The following is a 19,090-nucleotide window of genomic DNA, read 5'->3' as shown; positions in this document are numbered from 1 at the left end:
TCGGAACATGCGCGGACCGCGCACCGCGTACCGCGTGCCGCATGCCCGGTCCACACGCGGACGGCCCTCGCGACCCGCGGGTCCTCGCAGCCTCACCAGCCCCGGCCCCGCTACGCTCGGTTCCCGTGTCACGAGTCGTCCGCCGCCCCCGCTCCGCCGTCCGGAGGCCGGTGACGATCACGATCCTGGCGGTGCTCGTGCTGGCGGTCGGGTACCTCGTCGCAGCCGCGGTCGTGCCGTTCGCCCCGGCGAGCGCCTCGACCACCACCTACTCGGCACCGACCTCATCGGTGCCCGACCTGAGCTTCCCCGGCTACGGCGCGACCGCGGTCGAGGCCACCGACTTCCCGGAGAGCCTGCGGACCAGCGGGGACGCGAAGCCCCGGTCGATCGCGAGCATCTCGAAGGTCGTCACGGCGCTCGTCGTGCTCGATGCGAAGCCGCTGCAGCCGGGTGAATCCGGGCCGTCGATCGCGTTCAACGCCGAGATGCAGGGGCTCTACGCCAAGTACCTCGCGGTGAACGGTGAGGTCGCGCCGATGCCGTCGGGCCTCAAGCTCTCCGAGTACCAGACGCTCCAGGTCATGCTCATGAAGTCGGCGAACAACTATGCGGGGTCGCTCGCGATCTGGGCGTTCGGCTCCCTGGACGCGTACGACCACGCAGCGGACTCGTGGCTCGACCAGCAGGGACTCGACGACACGACGATCGACGAACCGACGGGACTCGATGCGGACAACGAGTCGACTGCGACCGACCTCGTGCGGCTCGGCCAGCTCGCACTCGCGAACCCCGTCATCAAGGAGGTCGTCGGCACCAAGAAGGTGACCGTGCCCGGTGCGGGCGAGATCGAGAACTCGAACAAGCTCCTCGGGCTCGACGGCGTCGAGGGCATCAAGACCGGCACGCTCGACGAGGCCGGCGCCTGCCTCTTGTTCGCCGCGACGTACGAGCGCGGCGGCAAGGAGGTCACGGTGGTCGGCGCGATGCTCGGCGGCGTCGACCACGACTCGCTCGACGTCGACGTGCAGCGGCTGCTCCGGTCCGTGGCGGACAACTTCCACGTCGTCACCCTGACGCACGCGGGGCAGACGTTCGGCACGTTCTCCACCCCGTGGCAGGACGAGGCTGATGCCGTGTCGAAGACGGCGTCCGAGGTGCTGGTCTGGGGAAAGACGACGGTGTCGGCCAAGGCCCACCTCGACCGGATCACGCTCGGGACGAAGGGGGAGCGCGTGGGGAAGGTGCGCTTCACGGTCTCGGACCACGACCCCGTGACGGTGCCGCTCGTGCTCGAGCGGTCGATCGACGACCCGGGCGTGTGGTGGCGGTGGACGAACCCCTTCCGGGCAGCGTGACCCCCGCGCCCGACGCGTCGGTCCCGCGGCCACCGGACGGGTCGGTCCCGCGACCAACCGACGCGCACCTCCGCCCCTGGGCGGCGGCGGATGTGCCGGCGCTCCGGGCAGCCTCCACGGACCCGGAACTCGCACGGCAGCTCGCCGGATCGCCCTTCGACGACGACGCTGCGGTTGCGGCGTTCATCGCCACGCGGTACCGGCACGACGGCCACGCCCGCAACTGGGCCGTCGTCGACGGGTCGGGCGCCGTCGTGGGCAACGTCGGCGCCACCGCCCTCGAGTACGTCCACGGCACGGCGTGGATCTCCTACTGGCTCGTCCCCGCGGCCCGCGGCACGGGGCTGGCGACCCGGGCCCTGCTCGCCGCGGCCGACGACGCCTTCGCGCTCGGCCTGCACCGTCTCGAGCTCGGACACCGCACGGACAACCCGGCGTCGGGGCGGGTCGCCGCCCGCGCGGGCTTCATCCCCGAAGGCATCGAACGGGAGCGGCTCCGGTACGGCGGCGAGCGGTTCGACGTCGAGACCCACGCCCGGCTCGCCACCGATCCCGTCCCCGACATCCGGCCCCTGCCGATCCGCGATCCGGCTCCCGACGTCGACACCCTGCCGGTCGAGCGCCCGCCGTCGTAGTCTCGGACACGTGACGACGACGTTCCCCCGCACTGCCCCGTCCACCCTCGGCATCGACGCACGCGGCATCGCGGCGTTCCTCGACGCCCTCGAGTCCACTCCGGGCGTCGAACCGCACGGTCTCGTGCTGCTCCGCCACGGCCAGGTCGCCGCGGAGGGCTGGTGGGCCCCGTACGGCAGGGACCGCGTCCACCTGCTCTACTCGCTGAGCAAGAGCTTCACCGCCGCCGCCGTCGGGATCGCCGTCCGCGAGGGCCTGATCGACCTGGACGCCACCGCGCTCTCGTACTTCCCCGAACTCGACGCCGAGGTCACCGACGAGCGCAGCCGCCGCATCCGCGTGCGGCACCTCCTCGCGATGGCGAGCGGTCACCGTGAGGAGACCATCGACCGTGCGCACGCGATCGACCCGGAGAACACCGTCCGCGGCTTCCTGCTCCTGCCGCCCGACGAGGAGCCCGGCACCGTCTTCGCCTACAACCAGCCCTGCACGTACACCCTCGGCGCGATCGTCCGCCGGGTGAGCGGGGTGTCGCTCGTGGAGTACCTGCGGCCGCGCCTCCTCGACCCGCTCGGCATCGAGGACCTCGCCTGGCGCCGCGACGACTCCGGTGCCGAACTCGGGTACAGCGGCTGCTACGCCACCACGGAGTCGGTCGCGAAGCTCGGCCAGCTGTACCTGCAGCGGGGCGTGTGGGCCGGCGAACGGATCCTCGACGAGGACTGGGTCGCCGCCGCGACGAGCACGCAGGTCGAGAACCCCGCCGAGGAGAACCCGGACTGGCGGCAGGGCTACGGCTTCCAGTTCTGGATGGCGCGCCACGGCTTCCGCGGCGACGGGGCCTACGGCCAGTTCAGCGTCGTCCTGCCGGACCAGGACGTCGTCCTCGCGATCACCGGCCAGAGCCTCGACATGCAGGCGGTCCTCGACGCGGCCTGGCAACACCTCCTGCCCGCCGTCGACGCTGCGGGCGCCGACACGGACGGGGACACCGGCCTGGAGGCGCGACTCGCCTCACTGGGGCTGCCCCCGCTCACGGGTGGCCGGCTTCCCGACCTCGCTGCCGCCGGCTCGTTCCGGGGAGACGGGCTGGACGGCCTCGTGTTCACGCCGGACGGCGACGGCTGGCGGGTGTCGATCGACGTCGACGGCGACACGCTCTCCGTGCCGGTCGGCCAGGGGGAGTGGGCGGTCGACGGGGCCCTGGCCGCGAGCGGCGCGCTCGAGCCGGACGGCACGGTGCTCGTCGACGTCCGTTTCGTCGAGACCCCGCACCTCCTGCACCTGCGGGTCGATCCCGACGCGCAGACGGTCACGGCGTCGTGGGAGACGGAGCCGCTCCACGACGGGCCGCTGACGCTGCACCGTCCCGCCGACTGACCGAGCGCCGACCCGGATCGCACCCCGTCGCGGACGTTGCACCCCCGCACACCGGGGCGCGATGTCCGTGGCGGGGTGCGGGGTGCGGGCCCCCCGGCCGGGGTCAGGGGCTCGCGGAGAGCGGGAGCTCGACGTCGACGTCCGGCGTGTCGTCGAACCGGAGCGAGACGACGACGGGGCCCTCGCCGCGGAACCGGCCCGGCAGGTCGAGCGCGTAGGAGGCCGGACCGAGGTCCGCTGTGCATGCGTTGCCCCCGGTCCTCGACATCGTCACGATCGGACCCCGGACACCGGTCTCGACAGCCGTCGGTGCGGTCGGGCAGCTCGACGACCCGTACGTCGTGACGAAGAAGCGTTCGCCCACCGTCACCCAGCCGGCGGCAGGGCCGGTGTCGGCGCTGTGGGTGGCGAGCACCCCGGGACCGGCCCCGTCGTAGGGCTCGCCGATGACCTCCGGGCCGCTGCACCCGGTCGCGGCGAGCGCCAGCACGGACGCCAGCAGCACACTGCCGACCCCGGTGGTCACGCTCCTGCGCCGACGTCCCACGGCATCACGGGGTGTCGGACTTGTGCTCGACGACGTCCTGCAGCTCCGGACGTTTCGGGACCACGCCGTCGCCGGAGGACGTGTGCTTGATGCGCCGGACGACCCACGGCACCAGGTACTCGCGTGCCCAGCCGAGGTCCTCCGCCCGGGCCTCGCGCCAGGGCCGGGCCTCGAGGGGCTCGGGGTTGAACGGAGCGAGCCCGTGCTCGACGCCGAGCGCGTCCAGGACGGCGGCGGCGACGGTCGCGTGCCCCATCGGGGAATGGTGCAGCCGGTCGGGTGCCCACATCCGCGGGTCGCGGAGGACCCGGAGCGCCCACATGTTCGCGACGAGGGCACCGTGCTTCAGGGCGATGGCGTGCAGGTTCTCGTTGTACATCGCCGTCTTGCCCCGCACCATGCCGAGCACCGGGGTCATCCCGACGTCCGGACCGGTGAAGAGGACGACCGTGGCGCCGTCGCTGCGGAGTCGCTCGACCATCCGGTCCACCCGTTCGGCGAGTTCGTCGGGGTCGGAGCCCGGCCGGATGATGTCGTTGCCGCCGGCGGACACCGTCACGAGGTCGGGGCGGAGCGCCAGGGCCGGTTCGACCTGCTCGTCGATGATCTGCCCGAGCAGACGACCGCGGATCGCCAGGTTGGCGTACGCGAAGTCCTCGGTCTGGTTCGCCAGCACCTCGGCCACGCGGTCGGCCCAGCCGCGGTTGCCCCCGGGGACAGTGGGGTCGGGGTCACCGATCCCCTCGGTGAACGAGTCACCGATCGCGACGTACCTGGACCACGGATGACGATCTGACACGACTCGGACCATAGTCTCGTGCCATGACGAAGGCCAACACGGGAACGCCCGGCTGGACCGTGCCGGAGGACCTGCTCGCCCGGATCGCCGAGCGGGCACCCCGCTACGACGCCGAGAACGCGTTCTGCGCCGAGGACCTCGACGAGCTCCGCGCAGCGGGCTACCTGCGGCTCGGCGTGCCGGTCCCGCAGGGGGGATCCGGCTTCGGCCTCGCCGCGACGAGCGACGTCCAGCGGCAGCTCGCCCAGGCCGCACCGGCGACGGCGCTCGGTCTCGGCATGCACCAGGTGTGGGTGCAGGCGGCGCGAGCGGTGACCGCGCGAGGTGAGTCGTTCCTCCAGGCCGTCACCGAGCACGCGGCGGACGACCAGCTGCTCGCGTTCGGCGTGAGCGAGCCGGGCAACGACGCCGTCCTCTTCGACTCGTCGGCGACGGCGGAGCCGGACGGCGACGGCGGCTACCGCTTCACCGGGACGAAGGTCTTCACCTCCCTCGCACCGGCGTGGGACGTGCTGAGCGTGTTCGGCAAGGACGGGACGGGCCCGGAGCCGCGGCTCGTGCACGGGTTCGTGCTGCGGTCCGACGGCGACGTCGAGCACCTCGACGACTGGGACACGCTCGGGATGCGGGCGACGCAGAGCCGTACGACGAAACTGCACGGCGTGCACGTGCCGGCGGACCGGATCGTGCGGTCCCTGCCCGTGGGGCCGAACCAGGACCCGCTCGTGTTCGGTGTCTTCGCGTCGTTCGAGCTGCTGATCGCCTCGGTGTACGTCGGGGTCGCTGAGCGCGCGCTGTCCCTCGCCGCCGCGGCGATCGGCGAGCGGAAGTCGCTCGACGGGACGCCGCGGTCCGAGGACCCCGACGTGCGTCGGGCCGTCGCGGACATGCGCGGCGCCGTCGACGCGATCGAGCTGCAGGTGTCGTCGCTCGCGCGGTCGGTGGACGAGCTGGACGACCTCGGGGCGCGGTGGTTCCCGCTCCTCGTGGGGACGAAGGCGCGGGCGGTCGACACGGCGCAGCACGTCGTGGACGAGGCGATGCGCGTCGTGGGCGGCAGTGCGTACCGGGCGGGCGGCGAGCTGGCGCGGCTGGCGCGGGACGTGCGGGCGGGGCAGTACCACCCGTCGTCGCGGGACTCTGCGGCGCGGACGATCGCGGCGTCGGTGCTCGGGCCGCTCGGCTGAGCCACTCCGCGCCTGCCGCCGCGCCTGCCGCCGCGCCTGCCTCCGCGCCCGCCCCCTCGCCGGCCAACTAGTTTGCCTGCGGTACTATTGCCTCCCGAGCGCACAGGAGGCGGCTGGAGCGTGCCGAGGACCGAGACCACGAACAGGACCGCCCCGCGACGACGGACCCGCACCCGTCGACTGACCGACCGTGCCCTCGCGCTCGACCCCGGCCTCGTGAAGACCGACGGGGCACTCCGGACCCTCGTCGCCGTCCCAGCGGGCATGGCCGTCGGGTACGCCGTCGCGGCGGTGTTCGGCCTGCCGGCGATCCTCGGCGTGATGATCGGCGCGATGCCGGCCTTCATCACCTGCCTGGTCATCGTCGACCCGAGCACCGGCCGGACCGCGGCGCGCACCGGGGCGACCCTCGTACCCTTCGTCGTCGCCCTGGCGGGGAGCATCGCCCTGCAGCCGTTCCGGCTCCTCGAACTCGTCCTGATCGTGGTGCTGCTGTTCCTGCAGTTCGCGGCTGCGTCATGGGGAGCGTGGGCGGCGGACGCGGCCGTCGTCGGGTTCGCCGGGTACCTGTGCGGCCTCCTGCTGCCGCTGCCCGAGACGAGCGTCGTCCCGATCGGGCTCGTCGTCGCGGCGTCCCTCGCGGCGACGATCGTGGTCCGGCTCCTGCTCCGGCCGAACCCGCACCGTGCGCTGCTCCGGACCCGTCGCGGGTTCGTCGCCCGCGGGTCGGACGTCCTCGAGGCCTCCGCAGCGGTCCTGGCCGCGACAGCCGCTGCGGACGTCCCGCGCGCCCGTCGCCGTGCCCTCCGCCGGCTCCGACGAGCCCGTGATCGGTACCACGAGATCGCGCTGACCGTGGACGGCATGCTCGCCGCGAGCGGGGTCGACGCCGACGCCGCCACCGAGGAGCTGCACCGCCTGGTGTTCGACACGCACTTCGCGATCGACGAGCTCGCGCGCGGGGCCGGCGCTCTCGTCGAGCAGGACGCGCCGTCGGACACCCGGCATGCTGCGCTCCGGGCCTTCACGGTCGTCCTCCGGCACGGTGGAAGCCACGGTCAGGATGCGGCGCAGATCCTGCTCGACCGCTCCGGCACAGGGGCATCGGCGGCCGACGAGGGGACCGGGACGACGGCGATCGTGCGGCGCCTTGCCGCCGAGTTCTCCGACCTGCGGTCCGCCGGACTCCGCTGGCGCGAGCTCCGCGACGAGCTGCCCCGACGGGGTGCCGGCGTGCCGTTCGCCACGCCCGTCGTCCTGGTCGGCGGGCGACCGGCCGGAGCCGTCCCGGTCGTCGCGGACGCCGTCGCCGAGGGACCGTGGCGACGCTGGCACCTGACGGCGTCGCTCCGGACCGCCGCGCACGCCGCCATCGCCGTCGCGATCGTCGAGCCGCTGGCCCTGATGCTCGACGGCAGCCGGTTCTACTGGGGCGTCATCGGCGTGATGATCGTCCTCGCCGGCACGAACACCACGCACGAGCGGATCCGGAAGGCGCTCCACCGCGCTGTCGGGACGGTCATCGGGGGAGCGGTCGGGATCGCCCTCGTGCACCTGCTCGGCACCACGCACCCGTGGGTGACGATCGTGCTCGTCTGCGTCCTCCTCGCCGTCGGCACGTACGGGTTCGGCGGCGTGTACTCGGTCTGGGCCGCGTGCCTCGTGGTCGTGCTCTGCCAGGTGTACGCGTTCTCCGGCACCCTCACCGGCGCCCTCATCCCGATGCGCCTCGCCGAGAACCTGCTCGGCGCCGCGGTCGCGGTGCTCGTCAGCGCGGTCGTCTTCCCGATCGCCACCCGCGCCGTCATCCGGCGGGCGGTGCGGCGGCAGCTGGTCACGGTCCGCGCGTTCGTACTCGCGCTCGTGGGGCTCGATGCCGAGGCGGAGGCGGAGGCGGGCGACACGGCGGAGGCGGACCGTGCCTCCAGTCCGACCGACGACGGCCCGGTGACCGGCCTGCGTTCCCGGTCTCGTGCCGTGGACGCCGCCACGTACCAGCTGGACGCGGTCCTGCGACCGATGGTCCGGTTCCCGACCGGTGGGCCGGCGCGCGCCGACGCCAGGACGCGCGCCTCGCTGCAGGCGGCTGCGGCCTTCGCGCGTGAGGCGGCCGGGAGGCTCGGCGCGGCTCCGCAGGACCCGCCCGCCGCCCTGCGCGGTGCAGCCGAGAGCCTCGCCTCCTCGATCTCGCAGCTCGCCGACGGCATCGTGGCCGGGCCCCGGTCCGCGACGCCGGCTTCGGTGTGGGTGCGGGTGGGCGACCAGCTCGACGAGGCGGTGGCCGCAGCGTCCGGACGGCCGGACGAGCGGGCGATCGAGACGGCCGTGCACGCGCTCGGCCGGATCGACGAGGCGCTCGCGTTGCTCGCGGACCGGCACCACGCCACGGTCGTCGCGGCGATGTCGGCGGGGGCTGGCATCATCTCCGTGTGAGCAAGCAGGACGGACGCAACCGGCTGGTCTCCGACGCGCCCGTCGACGACCTGACCGCCAGCGTGCTCCACGTCGACATGGACGCCTTCTTCGCCTCGGTGGAACTCCTCGACCGCCCGGATCTCGTCGGGCTGCCGGTCATCGTCGGGCACGACTCGGACCGGTCCGTCGTCACCGCCGCCACGTACGAGGCCCGGAAGTACGGGGTGAACTCCGCGATGCCGATGGCCGTCGCGAAGCGCCGCTGCCCGGCCGCGATCATCGTCGAGCCGCACTTCGAGAAGTACCGCGCGAAGTCCGCCGCCGTGATGGCCGTCTTCGACCGCTTCACACCGCGGGTCGAGCAGCTCGGCATCGACGAGGCCTTCCTCGACGTCGCCGGGGCCATGCGGCTCTACGGCACCCCGTGGGAGATCGGCCGGGCGATCCGTGCGGCCGTGTTCGAGGAGACGGGCCTGCACTGCTCCGTCGGCGCCGCGTCGACCAAGTTCGTCGCGAAGCTCGCGTCCAGTCGCTCGAAGCCGGACGGTCTCCTCGTGGTGCCCGCGGCCGACACCGTGGCGTTCCTGCACCCGCAACCCGTCTCCGCGCTCTGGGGCGTCGGCGGCAAGACGCAGGAGACCCTCGAACGCCGGGGGATCCGGACCGTCGGTGACCTCGCGACGACGCCGCTCGGGTCCCTCGTCTCCGCACTCGGCCCCGCCGGCGGCCAACGGCTGCACGACCTCTCGTGGGGGCGGGACCCCCGCACGGTCGAGAGCGGTGTCGGGGAGAAGTCGATCGGGCACGAGGTCACCTTCGGCCACGACCTCACCGAACGCGACGACGTCGCACGCGAACTCCTCCGGCTGGCCGACAAGGTCGCCGTCCGGCTCCGCCGCGCCGAGGTGCAGGCCCGCACGGTGGCGCTCAAGGTCCGCTACACCGACTTCACCACCCTCACCCGCTCCCGGACCCTCGCCGAACCCACCGACGTCGCGAAGCGCCTGCACCGCGAAGCCGTCGAGCTGTACGACGTGCTGCACCAGCCCGGCAACCTGATCCGGCTCATCGGTGTCCGCGCCGAGAACCTCGTGCCGGCCGCCGCGAGCAACGCGCTCTGGGACGACGACGCGCCGTGGCGTGAGACCGAGACCACGGTCGACGCCGTCGCCGCGCGCTTCGGCGCCGGCGTGCTGCGACCGGCATCGCTCGTCCGCGGCACGCCCGAGGGGCACGTCCCGCACGCTCGGCAGGACCGAGGGTGACGGTAGAATCTCCAGCAGTGAGCGCAGCCGAGTACACCGATCAGCCAGGGGCCGACAACGAGTCCGCGGCGCTGTGGGACGACTCCCCGGCGGCCGCGCACGACAGCACCCCGGCGGCCGCACACCAGGACGCCGCGGCCGCGGCCGAAGCCGCCGGCAACTCGGCCGTCCAGCACCTCTCTCCGGCGTTCCCCGACCGCGCTGCCTGGGGCACCGCGTCGAAGCTGCGCGCCTGGCAGGTCGAGGCGCTGACGAAGTACTTCGAGAAGGAACCGCGCGACTTCCTCGCCGCGGCGACACCCGGCGCCGGCAAGACCACCTTCGCCCTCCGCCTCGCGACCGAGCTCCTCGCCCGCGGCACCGTCGACCGGATCGTGGTCGTCGCCCCGACCGAGCACCTCAAGCGGCAGTGGGCGGACTCGGCGGACCGCGTCGGCATCCGCCTCGACCCGATGTTCAAGAACGGTGACGGCATGTTCGGCCGGCACTACCAGGGCGTGGCGATCACGTACGCCCAGGTCGGCATGAACCCCGAGGTCCACCAGAAGATCACCGAGGGCGGGCGCACCCTGGTCGTCCTCGACGAGGTCCACCACGGTGGCGACGCCCTGACGTGGGGCGACGGCATCAGGGAGGCCTTCTCGAAGGCCACACGACGGCTCTCGCTCTCGGGCACCCCGTTCCGTTCGGACACCGCACCGATCCCGTTCGTGCAGTACGCCCCCGACGAGCAGGGCATCCGCACCTCGATCTCGGACTACAACTACGGGTACGGCCGGGCGCTGAAGGACGGCGTCGTCCGTCCCGTGCTGTTCATGGCCTACGCCGGGCAGATGCGCTGGAAGACGCGCATGGGCGACGAGATGTCGGCGTCGCTCGGCGAGCCGGTGACGAAGGACATCACCGCCCAGGCATGGCGTACTGCCCTCTCGCCGGAGGGCGAGTGGATGCCCGCGGTCCTCTCCGCCGCCGACAAGCGCCTGACCGAGGTCCGGCGCGGCGTCCCGGACGCCGGTGGCCTCGTCATCGCCACGGACACCACCACGGCCCGTGCCTACGCCCGGATCCTGCAGCAGATCACCGGCGAACGACCCACCGTCGTGCTCTCCGACGAGGTCGCGGCGTCGAGCCGGATCCAGGCGTTCGGTGAGGACACGTCCCGCTGGATGGTCGCCGTCCGCATGGTGTCCGAGGGCGTCGACGTCCCGCGCCTCTGCGTCGGCGTCTACGCCACGAGCGCCAGCACCCCGCTGTTCTTCGCCCAGGTCATCGGTCGCTTCGTGCGCGCCCGCCGTCGTGGTGAGACCGCGTCGGTGTTCCTGCCGAGCGTGCCCGGCCTGATGGCGCTGGCCGCGTCGCTCGAGCTCGAACGCGACCACGCGCTGGACCGCCCGAAGGACGCCGACGACGGGATGTACAACCCCGAGGACGCGATGGTCGCCGAGGCCAACAAGGAGGACCGCGCGTCCGAGAGCCTGCTCGAGGTGCAGCCGTTCGAGGCGCTCGACTCGCAGGCCTCGTTCGACCGGGTGCTCTACGACGGCGGCGAGTTCGGCACCGGGGGAGAGGTCGGCTCACTCGAAGAGCTCGACTTCATCGGCATCCCGGGGCTCCTCGAACCCGACCAGGTGCGCGACCTGCTCCGCGCTCGGCAGGCGACGCAGGCCAAGCGCGCCAAGGGTCGCCTGCCCAAGGACGGCATGCCCACGGCGAAGGAACCCGAGAACCGGCCGATGTACCAGACGATCAAGGAGCAGCGGTCCGAGCTGCACCGTCTCGTCTCCATCTGGTCGCGGCACTCGAACGAGCCGCACGGCGCGATCCACGCCGAACTCCGGCGGATCAGCGGCGGCCCGGCCGTGGCGCAGGCGAGCATCGAGCAGATCCAGAAGCGCATCGACCTGCTGCGGTCCCGGATCGGCGGCCGCCGGTGACCGCGGCGTGATCGAGCCGGTCGACGACCGCACCTGGTACGTCAAGCGCGACGCCGAATCGTCCCCCGAAGCGATCATCGACCGCTTCGGCGGTGGCTACCGGCTCCGTCGGTTCTCGTTGACCGAGTCCCGACGCACCCCGCACGGCGTCTACACAGGCCTCGAACTCGCCGAAACGGCGTGGTGGCGCGTGCGGGATCACCGCCGCGGCGGCGCGGCCTCATGACACACCAAGGCATTCTCGGGGTTGGATCCGCCGAGTACCGGGGTGACGACGGCGCGGCCTCATGACACACCAAGGCATTCTCCGGTAGACCGGGGGAATGGCAGACTCGATCCCTCACGTCCTCGTCCTCGGCGGCGGCTCCGCTGGCTACACCACCGTCAAGCAGCTGCAGAAGCACGCTGCGACCGTGCCGATGCGCATCACGCTGGTGGACCAGAACACGTACTACACGTACCTGCCCTTCCTGCCGGAGGTCGCCGGCGGCCACATCGCCCCGAAGGACGTCACGGTGGAGCTCCGTCGTGCGCTCCGGAAGACCCGTGTGATCCAGGGCAAGGTCACCGGCATCACGTCGGCCGACAAGACCGTCACGATCGCCACGGCCGGCGGCGACGACCGCACGCTCGGCTACGACCAGCTGGTCGTCGCGCTCGGCTCGGTCACCCGCACGTTCCCGACGCCCGGTCTCGAGGAGTACGGCATCGGCTTCAAGAGCGTCGAGGAGGCCGCCTACGTCCGCGCGAAGCTCCTCGACAACATCGCGAAGGCCGCTGCCACCCGCGACGAGGACGAGCGTCGCCGTCTGCTCACGAGCATCTTCGTCGGCGGTGGCTACACCGGCGTCGAGGCGATCGGTGAGCTCTTCGACGTGTCGCAGGCCGCCATCAAGACGTACCCGTCGCTCGCCGGCGAGCACCCGCGCTGGGTCCTCATCGACGCACTCGACCGTGTCGCGCCCGAGGTCGGCCCGGAACTGTCGAAGTGGACGCTCGAGTCGCTTCGCGCCCGCGGCATCGACGTCCGTCTGAAGACCACGATGCCCAGCTGTGAGGGCGGCGTGGTGAAGCTCTCCGACGGTGACGAGTTCGCCACCGGGCTCCTCGTCTGGACGGCCGGCGTGAAGCCGAACCCGCTCCTCGACGCGTCCGACCTGCCGCGCGGGCCGAAGGGCCACCTCGCGGCGAACGCGAAGCTGCAGGTCGAGGCAGAGGACACCCACGAGGTCGTCCCGGGCGTCTGGGGCCTCGGCGACGTCGCGCAGGTGCCCGACCTGACGGCCGACAAGCAGCCGGCGTACTACCCGCCGAACGCGCAGAACGCCGTCCGTCAGGCCGTCGTGGCCGCGGACAACGTGGTGGCGACGATCACCGGCAAGCCCCTCGAGGAGTACCGCCACCCGTCGATCGGCACGGTCGCCTCGTACGGCGTCGCCAAGGGCGCGGCGAACATCAAGGGCATCAAGATGACCAACCTGCTGGCGTGGCTCGCGCACCGCGCGTACCACGTGTACGCGATGCCGACCCTCAACCGGAAGGCCCGCATCGTCATCGGCTGGGTCACCGGTGCCGTGTCGGGTCGCGATGCGACCTCCCTCATCAAGGAGACCGACCCGCGCCGCACGTTCGTCGAGGCGTCGAAGAGCTAGACGCACCCACAGATCGGACGGGAGGCGCGGTGCCAGCTGGCACCGCGCCTCCCGTCCGTCTGTGCGGACGCCCACCGCCTGTCCGCCATCTGCGGTCCTGTGTCCGTTCCAACGTGGCGCGCGCCAGCGTGGACGGACGAGTGAGAGGAGCGTCCATGCGCGCCATGACGTACCGCGGCCCCTACCGGGTCCGCGTCGAGGAGAAGCCGGACCCGCGGATCGAACACCCGAACGACGCCGTGGTCCGCGTCGAGCGGGCGGCGATCTGCGGCTCGGACCTGCACCTGTACCACGGCATGATGCCCGACACCCGGGTCGGGCACACGTTCGGCCACGAGTTCATCGGGGTCGTCGAGCAGGTCGGTTCGTCCGTCGAGACCCTGTCGGTCGGGGACCGCGTGATGGTCCCCTTCAACATCTTCTGCGGGACGTGCTGGTTCTGTGCCCGCGGACTCTTCGCGAACTGCCACAACGTGAACCCGAACGCGACCGCGGTCGGCGGGATCTACGGGTACTCGCACACCACCGGCGGGTACGACGGCGGGCAGGCGGAGCGCGTGCGGGTGCCGTTCGCCGACGTCGGACCGCAGGTGATCCCGGACTGGCTCGACGACGACGACGCCCTGATGATGACGGACGCACTGAGCACCGGGTACTTCGGGGCACAGCTGGCGTCGATCCGCGAGGGCGACACCGTCGTGGTGCTCGGTGCCGGGCCGGTCGGGCTCTACGCCGCCAGGTCGGCGTGGTTCATGGGAGCCGGCCGGGTGATCGTCGTCGACCAGCTCGAGTACCGGCTCGAGAAGGCCCGGAGCTTCGCGCACGCCGAGACGATCAACTTCGCCGAGGTCGACGACGTCGTGCTCGAGATGAAGAAGCAGACCGACTTCCTGGGGGCGGACAGCGTGATCGACGCTGTCGGAGCCGAGGCGGACGGCAACTTCACCCAGCAGGTCACCGCCTCGAAGCTGAAGCTGCAGGGCGGGTCCCCGACGGCGCTCAACTGGGCGATCGACGGCGTCCGCAAGGGCGGCACGGTCTCGGCGGTCGGTGCGTACGGGCCGATCCCGAGCGCGGTGAAGTTCGGGGACGCGATGAACAAGGGCGTCACGATCCACACGAACCAGGCGCACGTGAAGCGCCAGTGGCCGCGGTTGCTCGAGCACATCCAGGCCGGGCACTTCAAGCCCAGCGACATCATCACGCACCGCATCCCCCTCGAGCACATCGCCGAGGGCTACCACCTGTTCTCGTCCAAGCTCGACGGTTGCATCAAGACCGTCGTCGTGCCGTGAGGAGGCCCGACATGTCCGACCACACCCCGTACATCGCCGATCCACCCCGACGGGTGCCGTCCGCCGAGGAGCTCCGTGCCCGCATCCCCGGGTGGGGGAGCGACCTCGACCCGGCGGACCGCCCCTCGGTCCCGAAGCTGTCACGCGCGGCAGGCGCCGCGACCGGTGCGCACTGGGACGTGCCGCCGCAGCAGGACGGAGCCTCCGGACGGGAGCGGTCGATCGAGCACGCGCACGTCACGCCGGTGTTCGGCACGGCGCAGCCGTTGCACGGACTCGCCGGAGCGGTCCGGCGGTACGCCTACCGCCGCTTCAGCGAGGGGCGGCTGGCGCACTGGATGCTCCTCGTCGTGGGCGACCGCATCGACGTCGCCACGCACCGGGTGACGGACGCGTTGCACGGGCGGCCGGACCGGGTGATCCGTGAGACCGGTGTGCGCGTCGAGGCCGGAACCCATCCGGTGGCGTCGCGGCTCGGGTCGTCGCGTCGGGACTGGAGGCACGGCCTCCTCGACCCGCTGGTGGCGAACTGGGGATGGCTGGCCGCGCTCGGCGGGGTCGTCCTGCTCGTGCGGCGCCTGCGTCGCGTGCGGCGTCACTGACCACGGCCTGGAGGCGCGGGGCGGCGCGCGCATGTTCCGACGTCCCACACGTCGTTCGACGAGTGGGATGTCGCTCCATGCGCGCGCAACCGTTGCGTGTGCATGTTGCGACATCCCACGTGTCGCTCGACTCGTGCAGTGTCGCTCCATGCGCCCGCACCCACCTCGCCGGGAAGCACAAACACGAAATGCCCCCGGCCGACGGGCCAGGGGCATTCCATTTCGTGTGTCCGAAGGGGGACTTGAACCCCCACGCCCTAATACGGGCACTAGCACCTCAAGCTAGCGCGTCTACCAATTCCGCCATCCGGACTGGATGTGTGGCGATCGAACCGGGTTTTCCCCGGCGTTCCTGCCGAGAGAAGACACTAGCACGGGTCCGAACGGTCGATGAACACGGCTGCGTATCCCGGGCGCGTCCCGTGGGGTCACGGGATGCGGCGGGGTCGGCGGTGACCGATACCGTGGGGGCATGACGAACCCGGAGGCGACGCTGACCGACCTCGAGGCCACGGCGGCGATCGCGCGTGACCTCATCCGCATCGACACGACGAACTGGGGCGAGGGCAAGTCCCGCGGCGAGACCGAGGCGGCGCACTACGTCGAGGCGAAGCTCCGCGGGCTCGGGCTGGAACCGCAGCTGTTCGAGTCGGAGCCGGACCGGGTGAGCGTCGTCGCACGGGTCCCCGGACGGAACCGCGACAAGCCCGCGCTGGTCGTGCACGGGCACCTCGACGTCGTGCCGGCCGACCCGGCGAACTGGTCGGTCGACCCGTTCGGCGGCGAGGTGAAGGACGGCATGCTCTGGGGCCGCGGCGCGGTCGACATGAAGAACATGGACGCCATGATGCTGACGTCCCTCGCCGACGTCATCGAGCGCCAGGGTGCTCCCGAGCGGGATCTCGTGATCGCCTACTTCGCCGACGAAGAGGCCGGCGGCGTGCTCGGCTCCCACCACGTGGTGGAGAACCACCCGGAGGTCTTCGCCGGGGCGAGCGCGGCGATCAGCGAGGTCGGCGGCTACTCGATCACGCTCGGCGACCGGCGCGCGTACCTGCTGCAGACGGGTGAGAAGGCCCTGATGTGGATCAAGCTCGTCGCGACGGGCACCGCGGCCCACGGTTCGCACGTGATCCGCGACAACGCCGTCACGAAGCTCGCGGCCGCGGTCGCACGCATCGGCAGCGAGGAGTGGCCCGTCCGGCTGTCGGCGACGACGGACGCGATGGTGGCCGAGGTGGCTCGGTTCCTCGGGGTGGACCCGGCGGTGACCGGCCCGGACGAGGTCGCACTGGCGACGGGGTCGGCGTCGCGGTTCATCCACGCGGCGCTCCACACGACGACGAACCCGACCGTGCTGACCGCCGGGTACAAGCACAACGTGATCCCGGACCACGCCGAGGCGCTCATCGACATCCGGTGCCTCCCCGGCGACGAGGAAACGGTGCTCGAGCGCGTGCGGGAGCTCGCCGGTGACGACGTCGAGGTCGTGATGTCGTTCCGCGACATCGGGCTGGAGCAGGACTTCGGCGGCCCGCTGGTCGACGCCGTGCGCGACGTCCTCGGCCGCCACGACCCGGGCGCCCCGGTGCTGCCGTACCTGCTCTCCGGCGGGACGGACAACAAGGCGCTCTCGACGCTCGGCATCGCCGGCTACGGCTTCGTGCCGCTGCAGCTGCCGGCCGGCATCGACTTCCCCGCGATGTTCCACGGCGTCGACGAGCGGGTGCCGCTCGACTCGCTGGCGTTCGGTCGGCGCGTCCTCGGCGACCTCCTCGGAACGTACTGATATTGTTGATGGTCGCCTTCGTGGCGGTGTCCTGACCGACTGTGTCCTGACCGACCTCCCGAAAGGCCAGCCCGATGCACATCCTCGAGGCGATCTTCCTCGGCTTCGTCCAGGGGCTCACCGAGTTCCTGCCCGTCTCGTCGAGCGCCCACCTCCGCATCGTCGGGCTGTTCCTGCCCGACGCGAAGGACCCCGGCGCGGCCTTCACCGCGGTGACGCAGCTCGGCACCGAGACCGCCGTGCTCATCTACTTCTGGCGGGACATCACCCGGATCATCGGGCGCTGGTTCCGGTCGCTCTCGGGGAAGACGGTGCCGCGGAACGACCCGGACGCCCGACTCGGCTGGCTCGTGATCCTCGGCACGATCCCGATCGGCATCGCGGGGCTCCTGCTGAAGGACTCGATCGAGACGACGTTCCGGTCGCTGTGGATCGTCGCGATCGTCCTCGTGGCGTTCGGCATCGTGCTCGGCGTGGTCGACGTCCTCGGGCGCAAGGTCCGGCGCATCGAGCACATGACGTTCGGCGGCGGCATCCTCATCGGTCTCGCGCAGGTGCTGGCCCTCGTGCCCGGTGTCTCGCGGTCCGGGGCGACGGTGTCGATGGGCCTCGCGCTCGGGTACACCCGTCCGGCCGCCGCGCGGTTCGCGTTCCTGCTCGCCGTGCCCGCGGTGTTCCTGTCCGGGCTGTACGAGGCCGCGACGAGTCTCGGCGACTCCGGGGCGCCGTTCGGTCTCGCCGACACGCTCATCGCGACGGTGGTGGCCTTCCTCGTCGGCTTCGTGGTCATCGCGGCGTTCATGAACTACATCAGCAAGCGCAGCTTCATGCCCTTCGTGGTCTACCGGATCGCACTCGGTATCGTTCTCCTCGTGTTGTTGTCGCTCGGAGTGATCCAGCCGTGAGGGCCTGGCAGGTCCCGTCCGTCCCCGAAGTCCCCGGTTCCGCCCCACGCCCCGTCGTGCACGACACGGCGAGCGGGAAGCCCGTCGACCCCACCGGTGGTGAGGAGCGAGCCGCGCTGTACGTGTGCGGCATCACCCCGTACGACGCAACCCACCTCGGCCACGCGGCCACCTACCTGGCGTTCGACACGCTCGGACGGGTCTGGCGTGATGCCGGGCTCGAGGTCGAGTACGCGCAGAACACAACCGACGTCGACGACCCGCTGCTCGAGCGCGCTGCTCGGGACGGTGTCGACTGGCGTGAGCTCGCCGCCTCGCAGATCGAGCTCTTCCGCCGTGACATGGAGGCGCTCCGCGTCCTCCCGCCGGACGACTTCGTGGCGGTCACCGACGAGGTCGAGCGGATCGCCGAAGCGGTCGCGTTCCTGCAGGAGACCGGGTACGCCTACGCGGTCCCGACGCCCGAGTCCGACGGCGACGACCTGTACTTCGACGTGAACCGTCCGACCGAGGCCTGGGCGCTCGGCGACGAGAGCGGCCTGGACCGCGAGACGATGCTCGCGCTGTCGGCCGAGCGCGGCGGGGACCCCGACCGTGCCGGCAAGCGCGACCCCCTCGACCCGCTGCTCTGGCGTGCGGCCCGTACGGGGGAGCCGGCCTGGGAGAGCGCGGTCGGCCCCGGCCGCCCCGGCTGGCACATCGAGTGCAGCGTCATCGCCGGCGACCGACTCGGTCTGCCGATCAGCGTCCAGGGCGGTGGCAGCGACCTGGTCTTCCCGCACCACGAGATGAGCGCCGGGCACGCCGCCGCGCTCGCGCACCAGCCCCTCGCGGCCGCGTTCGTGCACACCGGGATGATCGCCTACCAGGGCGAGAAGATCTCGAAGTCGCTCGGCAACCTCGTCACGGTGCGAGGGCTGCTCGACGACGGCGCCGACCCCCGGGCGATCCGGCTCGCGCTGCTGTCGCACAAGTACTCCGACGACTGGGAGTGGTTCGACGCCGAGCTCACGAGCGCCACGACGCGGCTCGCGACCTGGGATGCGTGGGCATCCGGGGCCGACGCCGGTCACGTCGACGACGCGGCCGAGGTCGCGACGCGCATCCGTGCCCGGGTGTCGGACGACCTCGACACGCCCGGTGCCGTCGCCGCGGTCGACACGGCCGTCGCCGGCGGGACCGCGGTCACGCCGGAGCTCGTCGACCTCGTCGACGCCCTGCTCGGCATCCGACTCGCCTGACGCGCCGGTCGCAGACTCCGCGACCATGCGGGGCGCCCTGCGCCCGACGTGACCCACCAACGGACTGGAGGCGCGGTGCCAGCCG

General features: G+C 72.1%; 16 protein-coding genes and 1 tRNA gene. 14 read left to right on the top strand and 3 right to left on the bottom strand.

Features of this window, described 5'->3' with window-relative positions:
- Window positions 1-125 precede the first annotated feature (125 nt).
- Genes DEJ28_RS09705 through DEJ28_RS09695 form a run of 3 tightly spaced genes read left to right on the top strand, consistent with a single transcriptional unit; the run spans window position 126 to window position 3,374 of the window.
- Complete coding sequence (locus DEJ28_RS09705) at window positions 126-1,358, top strand: D-alanyl-D-alanine carboxypeptidase family protein (RefSeq protein WP_181433773.1); 1,233 nt, start codon at window positions 126-128, stop codon at window positions 1,356-1,358.
- Window positions 1,355-1,993 carry a GNAT family N-acetyltransferase gene (locus DEJ28_RS09700; RefSeq protein WP_111116504.1) on the top strand — a complete coding sequence of 213 codons (639 nt, stop codon included), beginning with the start codon at window positions 1,355-1,357 and terminating at the stop codon, window positions 1,991-1,993. Before DEJ28_RS09705 ends, DEJ28_RS09700 begins: the two co-directional genes overlap by 4 nt.
- Window positions 1,994-2,003: 10 nt before the next feature.
- Window positions 2,004-3,374 carry a serine hydrolase domain-containing protein gene (locus tag DEJ28_RS09695; RefSeq protein WP_111116435.1) on the top strand — a complete coding sequence of 457 codons (1,371 nt, stop codon included), beginning with the start codon at window positions 2,004-2,006 and terminating at the stop codon, window positions 3,372-3,374.
- Window positions 3,375-3,477: 103 nt separating this feature from the next.
- Here the strand turns inward: DEJ28_RS09695 and DEJ28_RS09690 are convergent, their stop codons facing one another.
- Window positions 3,478-3,900: a hypothetical protein gene (locus tag DEJ28_RS09690; RefSeq protein WP_111116436.1), complete on the bottom strand. Its 423-nt coding sequence runs from the start codon at window positions 3,898-3,900 to the stop codon at window positions 3,478-3,480.
- 25 nt (window positions 3,901-3,925) lie between these two features.
- Complete coding sequence (locus DEJ28_RS09685; RefSeq protein WP_111116505.1) at window positions 3,926-4,720, bottom strand: SGNH/GDSL hydrolase family protein; 795 nt, start codon at window positions 4,718-4,720, stop codon at window positions 3,926-3,928.
- A 23-nt stretch (window positions 4,721-4,743) separates the two neighbouring features.
- On the opposite strand from DEJ28_RS09685, the gene DEJ28_RS09680 reads away from it, so the two are divergent.
- The 8 genes from DEJ28_RS09680 (at window position 4,744) to DEJ28_RS09645 (ending at window position 15,070) form a co-directional block, all read left to right on the top strand.
- Window positions 4,744-5,907 (top strand): acyl-CoA dehydrogenase family protein, encoded by a 1,164-nt coding sequence (locus tag DEJ28_RS09680; protein WP_111116437.1) that lies wholly within the window; start codon window positions 4,744-4,746, stop codon window positions 5,905-5,907.
- Between the two features lie 120 nt (window positions 5,908-6,027).
- A complete protein-coding gene (locus DEJ28_RS09675) occupies window positions 6,028-8,340 on the top strand; it encodes an FUSC family protein (RefSeq protein ID WP_111116438.1) in 2,313 nt (770 codons plus the stop codon).
- Window positions 8,337-9,587: a DNA polymerase IV gene (gene dinB / locus DEJ28_RS09670; RefSeq protein ID WP_111116439.1), complete on the top strand. Its 1,251-nt coding sequence runs from the start codon at window positions 8,337-8,339 to the stop codon at window positions 9,585-9,587. Before DEJ28_RS09675 ends, dinB begins: the two co-directional genes overlap by 4 nt.
- Window positions 9,588-9,604: 17 nt before the next feature.
- Window positions 9,605-11,521 (top strand): DEAD/DEAH box helicase, encoded by a 1,917-nt coding sequence (locus DEJ28_RS09665; RefSeq protein ID WP_258368138.1) that lies wholly within the window; start codon window positions 9,605-9,607, stop codon window positions 11,519-11,521.
- A 7-nt stretch (window positions 11,522-11,528) separates the two neighbouring features.
- Window positions 11,529-11,747, top strand: coding sequence for a hypothetical protein (locus tag DEJ28_RS09660; RefSeq protein WP_111116440.1), 219 nt, complete (start codon window positions 11,529-11,531; stop codon window positions 11,745-11,747).
- Between the two features lie 97 nt (window positions 11,748-11,844).
- Window positions 11,845-13,173 carry an NAD(P)/FAD-dependent oxidoreductase gene (locus tag DEJ28_RS09655; RefSeq protein WP_111116441.1) on the top strand — a complete coding sequence of 443 codons (1,329 nt, stop codon included), beginning with the start codon at window positions 11,845-11,847 and terminating at the stop codon, window positions 13,171-13,173.
- A gap of 155 nt (window positions 13,174-13,328) precedes the next feature.
- On the top strand, window positions 13,329-14,468 hold the full coding sequence (locus DEJ28_RS09650) for a zinc-dependent alcohol dehydrogenase (RefSeq protein ID WP_111056438.1): 1,140 nt from the start codon (window positions 13,329-13,331) through the stop codon (window positions 14,466-14,468).
- Window positions 14,469-14,479: 11 nt separating this feature from the next.
- Window positions 14,480-15,070 carry a hypothetical protein gene (locus DEJ28_RS09645; RefSeq protein WP_111116442.1) on the top strand — a complete coding sequence of 197 codons (591 nt, stop codon included), beginning with the start codon at window positions 14,480-14,482 and terminating at the stop codon, window positions 15,068-15,070.
- 227 nt (window positions 15,071-15,297) lie between these two features.
- On the opposite strand, the gene DEJ28_RS09640 is transcribed toward DEJ28_RS09645, so the two are convergent.
- A tRNA-Leu gene (locus tag DEJ28_RS09640) sits at window positions 15,298-15,383 on the bottom strand.
- Between the two features lie 159 nt (window positions 15,384-15,542).
- Here DEJ28_RS09640 and DEJ28_RS09635 point away from each other — a divergent pair.
- The 3 genes from DEJ28_RS09635 to mshC all read left to right on the top strand — a co-directional run bounded on the left by DEJ28_RS09635 (window position 15,543) and on the right by mshC (window position 19,005).
- Entirely contained in the window at window positions 15,543-16,859 is a 1,317-nt protein-coding gene (locus DEJ28_RS09635; RefSeq protein WP_111116443.1) for a M20/M25/M40 family metallo-hydrolase, read from the top strand.
- Between the two features lie 74 nt (window positions 16,860-16,933).
- Window positions 16,934-17,764 carry an undecaprenyl-diphosphate phosphatase gene (locus DEJ28_RS09630; RefSeq protein ID WP_111116444.1) on the top strand — a complete coding sequence of 277 codons (831 nt, stop codon included), beginning with the start codon at window positions 16,934-16,936 and terminating at the stop codon, window positions 17,762-17,764.
- Complete coding sequence (gene mshC, locus DEJ28_RS09625) at window positions 17,761-19,005, top strand: cysteine--1-D-myo-inosityl 2-amino-2-deoxy-alpha-D-glucopyranoside ligase (protein WP_111116445.1); 1,245 nt, start codon at window positions 17,761-17,763, stop codon at window positions 19,003-19,005. Before DEJ28_RS09630 ends, mshC begins: the two co-directional genes overlap by 4 nt.
- Window positions 19,006-19,090 lie beyond the last annotated feature (85 nt).

The organism is Curtobacterium sp. MCPF17_002, assembly GCF_003234115.2.
Classification (GTDB): domain Bacteria; phylum Actinomycetota; class Actinomycetes; order Actinomycetales; family Microbacteriaceae; genus Curtobacterium.
Note: the sequence above shows the minus strand (reverse complement) of the source record. Positions and strands in the feature narration are given on the sequence as shown.

What these genes read in the sequence shown, in the direction of transcription:
- DEJ28_RS09680 (WP_111116437.1), top strand. Translation starts at nt 4,744, where the DNA reads ATGACGAAGGCCAACACGGGAACGCCCGGCTGGACCGTGCCGGAGGAC.
- DEJ28_RS09655 (WP_111116441.1), top strand. Translation starts at nt 11,845, where the DNA reads ATGGCAGACTCGATCCCTCACGTCCTCGTCCTCGGCGGCGGCTCCGCT.
- DEJ28_RS09650 (WP_111056438.1), top strand. Translation starts at nt 13,329, where the DNA reads ATGCGCGCCATGACGTACCGCGGCCCCTACCGGGTCCGCGTCGAGGAG.
- DEJ28_RS09645 (WP_111116442.1), top strand. Translation starts at nt 14,480, where the DNA reads ATGTCCGACCACACCCCGTACATCGCCGATCCACCCCGACGGGTGCCG.
- DEJ28_RS09635 (WP_111116443.1), top strand. Translation starts at nt 15,543, where the DNA reads ATGACGAACCCGGAGGCGACGCTGACCGACCTCGAGGCCACGGCGGCG.
- DEJ28_RS09630 (WP_111116444.1), top strand. Translation starts at nt 16,934, where the DNA reads ATGCACATCCTCGAGGCGATCTTCCTCGGCTTCGTCCAGGGGCTCACC.